The sequence below is a fragment of the Okeania sp. SIO2B9 genome (assembly GCF_010672505.1).
Lineage (GTDB): Bacteria > Cyanobacteriota > Cyanobacteriia > Cyanobacteriales > Microcoleaceae > Okeania > Okeania hirsuta.
Genome location: NZ_JAAHGK010000147.1, coordinates 1 through 8,729, shown reverse-complemented (window position 1 = coordinate 8,729; position 8,729 = coordinate 1). Strand labels below are relative to the sequence as shown.

At 36.3% G+C, this 8,729-nt stretch carries 8 protein-coding genes; 5 read left to right on the top strand and 3 right to left on the bottom strand.

Annotated elements, in window-relative coordinates:
• On the bottom strand, nucleotides 1–153 hold a 153-nt coding region (locus tag F6K13_RS34965; protein WP_353735644.1), incomplete at its 3' end, for a tRNA pseudouridine(55) synthase TruB.
• Between the two features lie 4 nt (nucleotides 154–157).
• On the opposite strand from F6K13_RS34965, the gene F6K13_RS07690 reads away from it, so the two are divergent.
• From F6K13_RS07690 to F6K13_RS07680, 3 genes are all read left to right on the top strand, one after another.
• Nucleotides 158–910 (top strand): alanine:cation symporter family protein, encoded by a 753-nt coding sequence (locus F6K13_RS07690; protein WP_375340656.1) that lies wholly within the window; start codon nucleotides 158–160, stop codon nucleotides 908–910.
• Nucleotides 911–1,705: 795 nt separating this feature from the next.
• Nucleotides 1,706–2,104: a FeoA family protein gene (locus F6K13_RS07685; protein ID WP_161564653.1), complete on the top strand. Its 399-nt coding sequence runs from the start codon at nucleotides 1,706–1,708 to the stop codon at nucleotides 2,102–2,104.
• 398 nt (nucleotides 2,105–2,502) lie between these two features.
• A complete protein-coding gene (locus F6K13_RS07680; protein ID WP_124146480.1) occupies nucleotides 2,503–3,429 on the top strand; it encodes a FeoA family protein in 927 nt (308 codons plus the stop codon).
• 69 nt (nucleotides 3,430–3,498) lie between these two features.
• Here F6K13_RS07680 and F6K13_RS07675 read toward each other — a convergent pair whose 3' ends face one another.
• Nucleotides 3,499–3,705: a hypothetical protein gene (locus F6K13_RS07675; RefSeq protein WP_287287152.1), complete on the bottom strand. Its 207-nt coding sequence runs from the start codon at nucleotides 3,703–3,705 to the stop codon at nucleotides 3,499–3,501.
• Nucleotides 3,706–4,152: 447 nt separating this feature from the next.
• The gene (locus tag F6K13_RS07670; RefSeq protein WP_124154729.1) at nucleotides 4,153–4,398 is read right to left on the bottom strand and encodes a hypothetical protein; all 246 of its coding nucleotides are present in this window, start codon (nucleotides 4,396–4,398) and stop codon (nucleotides 4,153–4,155) included.
• A gap of 922 nt (nucleotides 4,399–5,320) precedes the next feature.
• Here F6K13_RS07670 and feoB point away from each other — a divergent pair.
• Together feoB and F6K13_RS07660 are read left to right on the top strand one after the other, a co-directional pair.
• The gene (gene feoB, locus F6K13_RS07665; RefSeq protein WP_124155634.1) at nucleotides 5,321–7,159 is read left to right on the top strand and encodes a ferrous iron transport protein B; all 1,839 of its coding nucleotides are present in this window, start codon (nucleotides 5,321–5,323) and stop codon (nucleotides 7,157–7,159) included.
• 1,368 nt (nucleotides 7,160–8,527) lie between these two features.
• Nucleotides 8,528–8,729, top strand: a 202-nt coding sequence (locus tag F6K13_RS07660) for a FeoA family protein (RefSeq protein ID WP_287287151.1), incomplete at its 3' end; no start/stop codon positions are given.

Below are 8,729 nucleotides of genomic sequence, written 5' to 3'. Positions count from 1 at the left end.
CCGTTCTGGCCGCAATACCTGCTCGGCGTCGAGGGTCGCGAGCCCCAGAAAGCCGCCGTCCGGCCCCAGGACCCGGTACGTTTCGGCTGGCGCCTCCGCCCGCCCGCCGAGGCGCTGGCCCGCACAATACCGGCGCGCCTCGTCCGGTGACAACGAAATCGCTGGCAACGCGTTACCGACAATGTGTGGCGTTTACTTTCTGGCAGGTTCATGGGTAATTTTAGCTAACTTTACTGCTATTCCTCACGCAATTTCTACTATAATTCATAGCGCTTTTGCTCCCCAAGCTATGGCAGGGGGTTTTGTGGGAGCGCTAATACAAGGGATTCGCCGTGCAGCTTTTTCTAATGAAGCAGGATTGGGTTTGGCAGCGATCGCTCATGCTACGGCAAAGACAGATGAACCTGTTCGAGAAGGTATTGTAGCAATGCTAGAACCATTTATTGATACTGTCATTATCTGTAATATGACCGCTTTAGTAGTTATTATTACTGGCGTTTACAATAATCCTGAATTTGCGACTCTCAATGGTTCAGAACTAACTTTAGCCGCTTTTACTACTGTGATTGACTGGTTTCCTGCTATTTTGACAATTTGTATAATTTTGTTTGCTTTTTCTACGATGATTTCTAGTAGTTACTATGGTCAAGTTTGCTGGCAATATTTATTTGGAAACCGAGGTGTGATTATCTATAAAATCTTGTTCTTAGTAGGTATCTTTGTGGGTACGGTTACTAACCCAGAAGCAGTCATTGAGTTTAGTGATGCTATGAAAATAACTCTTGCTTTTCCGAGTTTGCTTGGTGCTTATTTTCTCTGTGGTAAAGTGGCAACAGACCAAGCAAGTTATATGAAGCGTTTACAAGCAGGAGAAATGTTCAATGAATCTCCTTCAAAAGTTATTGGGTGAGAAATAGCGCTACGCGCAAGGCAACAGGCAACAGCGGTGCGACCCCGCGTCGGTGACAGACGCAAGCGGTCAGACCCCGCGACCAAGTTAGTAGCAAGGGAATGCTGACCAAGAGAGGGAATGTTGACTAAGAGAGGGAACGCGCACAAAGAGAGGGAGTAGAAAAATCAATGCTTTTGGGTTGCCCATACTAACTGTAGTCTATCTATGTGAAAAGCGCTATAAAGTCGGCCGTTCACCCCTACGGATAGTATATGATTTGATATTTTGCGTAAGTCCTGATTTAGTAGAAGGGCGTTGCACAAATGCGGGATGATTTTAATAGTTTTGTGCTTGGGGGGCATTTTGCCCGTTCCTGATATTTTCGTTCCTGATATTTTCACTCCTTGGCAGGGACAGGCAGGATGCCTGCCCCCGCTTATATCAAATCCGGTAGCATCGGTGTAATTAGATAGTTAATCTAGGAGTCAGGAGGACCGAGTCAGGAGTCAGGAGGGAAGAGAATGCGCGAAACATTTGCTCTTGGATGAAGATGAAAATTTTTTTTATACCGAACCCTAGCGGATTTGATATTACCACTTATATTCATCCCGCTCCTCAGCAATGCCAGTAAAAGTATTGAAAATAAATTAATACTTTCTTAATAGCAGTGTAGATGAGAGAGATAATATAATTGATAGCTCCTGATTTTCTCTAGTTCCAGTTTTGAATAATGTCAAATATTAAACTTGACAAACTACTCTGCTATCGTTACTATACTAAATGAAAATAAATCTCAACTGTTTACATAAATTAATGGATAAAAAATATGAAGATAGATCGGAATCTAATAATGTAGAGAGGAAGGAGAAAGCATGGGAATTTACATTTCTGGGAGACAGCAACTATATTGAGTTGAAAGAGGAAAACAACCATCACACTCTTAAAGAAACTTATCAACAAGTAGTAGAAACTAACTTTCCACTGACACAAGCAAAACGGGGCGATCGCTTACATATTATTACGATCAATGCTATAGATGAGATGGATAGTCGCTTGAAAAAAATGGGATTGGTAGTAGGAGTTGAGCTAGAGGTAATTAGTAACAACCCTAGTGGTTCGGTAATTGTGGCAGTAGGAGACCGCAATATTGGTTTGGGACTTAATCCTGCTAGCGATATTATTGTCTGTTCCAAAATCATTGATCAGCAATAAGTAGTAGAAAGGAAAATTCGGTCATATATTCAGTCTTTCTCGTTCCTCGGTCATTACCGAATAATTAAGATTTAAAGTCTCTCCTTTAAAGGAGAAACAAGCAAAAATTTTCCTTTGAGTCAATCCTATCCGTTCTCTAGGAGAGGTAATTGTTAATTATTAATTATTAATTATTAATTATTAATTATTAATTATTGAGGATTTGCTGACGATACATTTACAGCAGTTTTCGAGTCTTGGAGGTACAAAGTTTTAGGACTTTAGGCAACAGGCAACATAATAACTTTACCTCACCATCCTAAAAAGTGCTGTAAGTCTGAGATTATATGCAGAATACAAGATAGTAATTACCACAATATCTACACAACATTTAAGTAATAACGTCAGAGGTAATCAAAATGAATGTAGCTGATTTGAAAACAGGGCAAATGGCAATAGTCGATCGAGTTTTAAATATTGGTCGCGATCAAGGAATTGTTGAGAGACTCGCAGCAATGGGAGTAGTTTCTGATAGACCAGTGCAAGTCTTGCGAGAGGGAACTTTTAGTGGGCCTTTGCACATTCGAGTTGGTTTAAGCACAGAAATAGCTATCCGGTCTCATGAAGCAGAAATGATCGTGATTAAAACAGATGGGGATGAGGAAACAAATTCATCAGAAGATTATGAGATGTTTCCCAAGTCTGTAATAAAGTTAACTAAACAAGTTAAAACTCTCTCATTACTGACATTAACTGCTATTGTTATAGTTGTTCTGGCTGAAATTTATCAACTTTTGAATCATGGAAATATCGATGGAGGCGATCAACAACAAACTACTGCTAATATTGTTTCTAATTCGACTTCACAATTAACGGAAAATGAAAAATTAGAGACGGTAGATACAACTTTATCTGCACCAAAAATAACCGGAAATTTGGATGCCGTAACTGATAAATCTGATGCCCTTGAAACGACAAATCAAGCAACTATTGAAAATACCATTAATCCGGTAGCAACAACAACTAATTCTGACATCGAAAACGTAGAATCAATAGGTAAAAGAATTACCGACAACAAAGAAATTGCTACATTACAACAAAAACTCTACACTAAGATCGATAAAAACTGGAAAAAACCAGTTAAACAAACAGCAATTTATCTAGTTAAGGTAGATAAAAATGGAGATATTATTTCTTACGAAGCTTTTAATCAAATAGCAAAAAACCATTTGAGCAGTACACCACTGCCGAATTTAGTTAAGCCTAATTCTACGAATAAAATAGAATGGACTGAGTTTGCTATTTTGCTCTATGCAGACGGTAGTCTAGAGATAGAGCCAAAGTAAGTAGTTCATCAATTGATAATGGATAATTACAAGAAGGTTAAAACCGTTACGGAATTGAATATAAGGAAATCAGATTTCTTCTCTTGGTCGATTGGATATGGCGAGGAGACCCGTTCTTGCAGACCCGCTCCGAAGATCGCCATCCCACCCTACGGGAAGCTCCGCTAACGACCGCTGTCTTGGTTGATTGGATATGGCGAGGGGACCTCGCCATCCCTCAACCGCTTTTTTCTCCTTAAAAGGAGAGACTTTAAACCTTTGGGGATTAATTATCAATTATCCATTGTCAATTATCCATTGTAATACCGTTTCACTGAATTCAGATCGGGGAGCAGTCGGATTATCGACGTACAGAAGTCAGAAGTCAGAAGTTAGATTTAATCGACTAAAAACTTTGATAAGAAAATAGTTTCGGGCAATTATTTTACATTTAAAGTTGGAAACTATTTGTGATATCCCTAAAGTGAATTTGTATAAGTATAATTAATATCATTTCCGGATAATTAGTGATAAAAAAACTTCTCCTTTTCCTCCTCTTTATTCTTCTTTATTTGCTCCTGACTCCTGAGGAATCCGTCGTTTATTTATAACTGTTGAACTGGACATGATATAAATGTAAAATTTCATTGCGACTGGAACGGAGTGGAAGGTTTGCGGAGCATTCCGGAACGGAAAGCAATCTCAATTACTTCTGGAATTTCCAAATAGTTTCCATTTTACTAATTAGGGTTTGCTGATTAAATATAAAAGCATTGACATATAAAGAGAAGTGCCTTTTTGGGAACGAAAAAAGTGCGCCTGTTTCAGCTCTTCACGCTCATGCATGGAGCGTATTTTAGGCGCATAGTTGGGCAGAAAAATCATTCTTACAAAACGCCCGCTCCTACTTCCTCGCTCCCGATCCATTTCTCCTGTCTCCTGTCTCCAGTATAGCTGTCTCCTACCCCTACTAAAATACTTTTTCAGCAAACCCTAATTATTTATGTCTATCTACTTAATACTAAATCCGAGCAATAAGATATTTATTAGGAGGATAAAGCAGAAAGGTTAGAAAGTATAACTCATATCAAATCCGGTAGAATTTGTGTAATTAGATTCATAGTTTGGAGACCCATCCCTAACCCCTCCCAGGAGGGGGAATGTGGGGATATCGATAAAGATTTGGCAATGGCACTCAGATGGAACATTTTTTTATACTGAATTAAGTGGATTTGATCTCAAAAGTACTTTTTAATAATCGGATTGAGTATAATTTAAGTAATTTAACTTTTTTATAGCAGTTCTATTTGGGTTTAGAAAAAAATCTCTTATAGTAAATAAAAATCAATGAGAGTTTTATACTTTGCAGTCTATTTTTGGATTGTTAATCCTGCATAAATTTCTATATTTTCATTTGTGCAACATTCTATAGAAAAGAAAAGCAGAAGAGAGAATTTTTGAGGCTTTATATCATGTTCCCCCTCCGGGGGAGCTACGAATTGCGGTTGAATACTTATAAATAAATGTTGTGAGTCCTCAGGAGTCAGGAGTCAGGAGTCAGGAGTCAGGAGGAAATATTGGAGAAAAAGAGGAAATATTGGAGAAAAGTAAAGACAATTTCAGTATTTATTTGATACCGTCGGTACTGTCAGTCCTTAAATTTTATTTATAACTGACCCGTCCGAACATGATATTAGAGCTGATTTATCACCATAAGTATTCAGCTTTTCAATATTTGTCGAACGCTTTAACTTTATGCTTTTTTTGCTTTATATAAGCCCTCGAAATATTTTGGAAAAATATCCACAAAAACTTAAAGATTCTAAAAATAATCCCTAATTTTCATAATTTATGTTTATAATAAAGCCATAAAAATATCTCGCTAACTTTAAGATAAATAATAGGTAAGATAATGACTTGTCATACCGCTAAAACTACAACAACAATCTCAAAATCTAAAGCAACAAAAAGAGTTGCTTTAATTGGGATGCCAAATACTGGAAAATCAACATTTTTTAATCGAATTACTGGAGTTTCTGCTCATGTGGGAAACTGGCCTGGAGTAACAGTCGATCTCTTGCAAGCTAACGTCAAAATAAATGGTGAAACTACTGAATTTGTAGACCTACCAGGAATTTATAACTTTAACGGTTTTTCCGAAGACGAAAAAGTTGTTCAAACATTCTTAGAAAATTATGCCATTGACTTAGTATTAGTTATTATTAATGCTGCACAAATTGACCGTCAAATTAGACTGCCATTACAGATAAAAGCCTTGGGTTTACCAGCAGTTTTGATGCTGAATATGTCAGATGAAGCAAAACAATATGGAATTAAAATAGATACAGAAGAATTATCAAAACGATTAGAAATGCCAGTGTTTCTAATTAGTGCTAAATATGGCAAAGGCTATATGAATGCATATATGGCAATTTCTGAAGAGTTAAAAAATGTAGAAAATTCCGTCAAATTAAATAATCTCACATCTTGGATAGAAGCACAGGAAGATATTTCTCTGAGTGATATAGATACAGTCTTAAATGGTGCTGTACTTATGCCTTCCCAAATAGCACAAAACTTCACAGCTCAAGTTGACAAAATACTCCTTCATCCTGTGTGGGGTTTACCCTTATTTTTCCTCGGAATGTTTCTAGTTTTTTGGGCAGTTTGGAACATCGGACTTCCCTCAATAGACCTGCTCGAAATAGTTGTTGAATGGGTACAGTCATCAATTGTTGAACCTCTAGCTCAACTTTTTCCAGAGATAGTTCAAGACTTTCTTATTAATGGAGTTTGGGCAGGGGTAACTACTGTTGCTTCTTTTGTGCCATTAATTATCGTATTTTTTATTATTATGGCAGTGCTAGAAGATAGTGGTTATCTATCACGTTCTGCCTATTTAATAGATGCCTTTATGGCAAAATTAGGTTTAGATGGACGTAGTTTTGTACTTCATATAATGGGGTTTGGTTGTAATGTACCAGCATTAATGGGAACTAGGGTAATGCGATCGCCTGCTTTGCGACTATTAACCATGTTAATCATTCCTTTTGGTTTATGTTCGGCACGACTGCAAGTATTTGTATTTATTATTGCTGCAGTATTTCCTAATGGTAATGGAGCGATAGTTTTATTCTCTCTATATATCCTCAGTTTTTTAGTAGCTATTATCACCGCAGCATTATTTCAAGGGGTATATAAAAATGAAGAACCTTTCATTCTAGAACTACCTCCTTATCGTTTACCTACATTAAAACAAGTTTTACTGAGAAGTTGGGGAGAAGTCAGAGAATTTTTAGTCAGAGCATCAGGCTTTATTACTGTTGGTTGTATTGCAGTTTGGGTACTTACAAGTTTACCACCAGGTGCAACAGGATTAGATACAATTGGCGGTAAAATTGGTCAATTTATGAGTCCAATCATGGACCCAATTGGGATTAATCCTTATTTAACATTATCCCTATTTTTTGGCTTTATTGCTAAAGAAATAGTAATTGGTTCTTTAGCTGTTATTTACAGTATGAGCGAACAGAATGTTAGTAGTAATATTGCTGAGACAGTTACTTTTATTCAAGGATACAGTTTCTGTATTTTTTGTTTGCTTTATACCCCATGTTTATCTACTTTAGCAACTATAGTTAAAGAAGCAAAATCATGGAAATTTTCTTTACTTTCTTTAGTATTTCCATTAGTTTTAGCTTGGGTTTCTAGTTTTATTTTCTATCAAGGAGCTTTGGCTTTAGGCTTCTGAAATAAATGTTAGGTGAAAATTAGTTTATATAGCAATCCTAAATGATTTGTGAGATTTTTATAATAGTTAAGATTGAGGAAAAACCTTGAAAATTCTGACTCGGTCCTCCTGACTCCTAACTACCACAAAAATATTACTATTGAAATAGGATTGCTATAGCTCTATCTTACACTTTTTGGTAAATGCTATATACAGCAGTTTCCTACTTTGTGCAGTACATATATTTATTTTTAGGGAATAGGGATTAGGGAGTGGGGAACAGGCAAAAAATATTCACTCTTAAGCTGTACCAAATTAATCACCGAATCTGCTGTAAGTTGTGGGAGTAAGTTAAAAACCTACTCCTACTTTTGCTTTTGTATAATACCTAATACCAAATTGATAAATGTTTGTTATACCAAATTCACGCAAAGGCAGTTACATCTTAATTTGTGATTTCTTCTTAAAAGAAAAAATTATAAATTCCATAAATTCTAAAATTTCCACCTTTTTTCCTCTTTAATATTTATGTTTTTCTTTCTCTGTTCCCAGCTCCGGTGTTCCCTGTTCCCTGTGTCCTCACGCTTTGCAATATTTTATGAAATTGGTATTACAAATAGCTAGGCTATTTTTTAGGAGTCAACGGAATTCAAAAGTCATGTATTCAAAAGTTAAAAGTTGAGACTAAGGTATAGCACTACGCACAATTTAAAACTCAAAACTCAAAAGTAATCCCTGACTGAGTTTGGGCATTTATAAATGTCCTAACCTTTGCTTCGACTGCTATAAGCATTCAGCCGTCAGCTATTATATCAAATCCGCTTAAACAGTTATAGATTGGTTAAGTCTTTAAGAGTCAGCTAGGGGAACCATCAGATTGGCGACGTACAGGAGGAGAGAGAATCACAAAGATGAGCGTATTTATGACGATTAGAGAATTTTTTTATGTCCAATTCCCCCGGATTTGATATTAGTCATAGCGCGATTAATTTATTGTCAGCCAGAAGTGGAATTAGTATTGATAGTATTGAGGGAGAATTAAAAGTATAAATAAAATAGATAAAAAGCTCAATTCCTAATCTTAGCAGTTATTGCCGTCATACCTGAGAGCTGACCAACGAGCTAGTTGTTAACTCCGCATTCCGCAGGAAATGCTTACAAACTAAGATTGTATGAATTGAAAACTTTATTTAAGTAAATTGGTATCAACAATTAAATCTTTCTCTCTAAGTAGAATGTAAATCCCTTGTTGATTCGCAAGGGGCAAATTTTGTTTTTTGTAGTTCTATGTTACATTTAGTATTAAAGCTTGAAATTATATTTTAGATATAATATAGTATTAAGATCTTGGAGAAGATAATAACAATCAATTAATAAAAAGTAATGATAATGAATTTATCGGATTTAAAAACAGGGCAAATAGCAATAGTCGATCGAATTATCAGCAGTGACGATACAAGAAGAATTGTTCAGAGACTAGAAGAAAAGGGAGTAGTTTCTAATAAACCAGTGCAAGTCTTGCGGGAAGCCAAATCTTCTAGTTCCTTGCATATTAGAGTCGGTTCAAGCCAAGAAATAAATATCCAACCTG

Excerpts from the sequence above, each read along its gene's own strand:
- feoB (WP_124155634.1), top strand. The coding sequence starts at position 5,321 with ATGACTTGTCATACCGCTAAAACTACAACAACAATCTCAAAATCTAAA.
- F6K13_RS07680 (WP_124146480.1), top strand. The coding sequence starts at position 2,503 with ATGAATGTAGCTGATTTGAAAACAGGGCAAATGGCAATAGTCGATCGA.
- F6K13_RS07685 (WP_161564653.1), top strand. The coding sequence starts at position 1,706 with ATGGATAAAAAATATGAAGATAGATCGGAATCTAATAATGTAGAGAGG.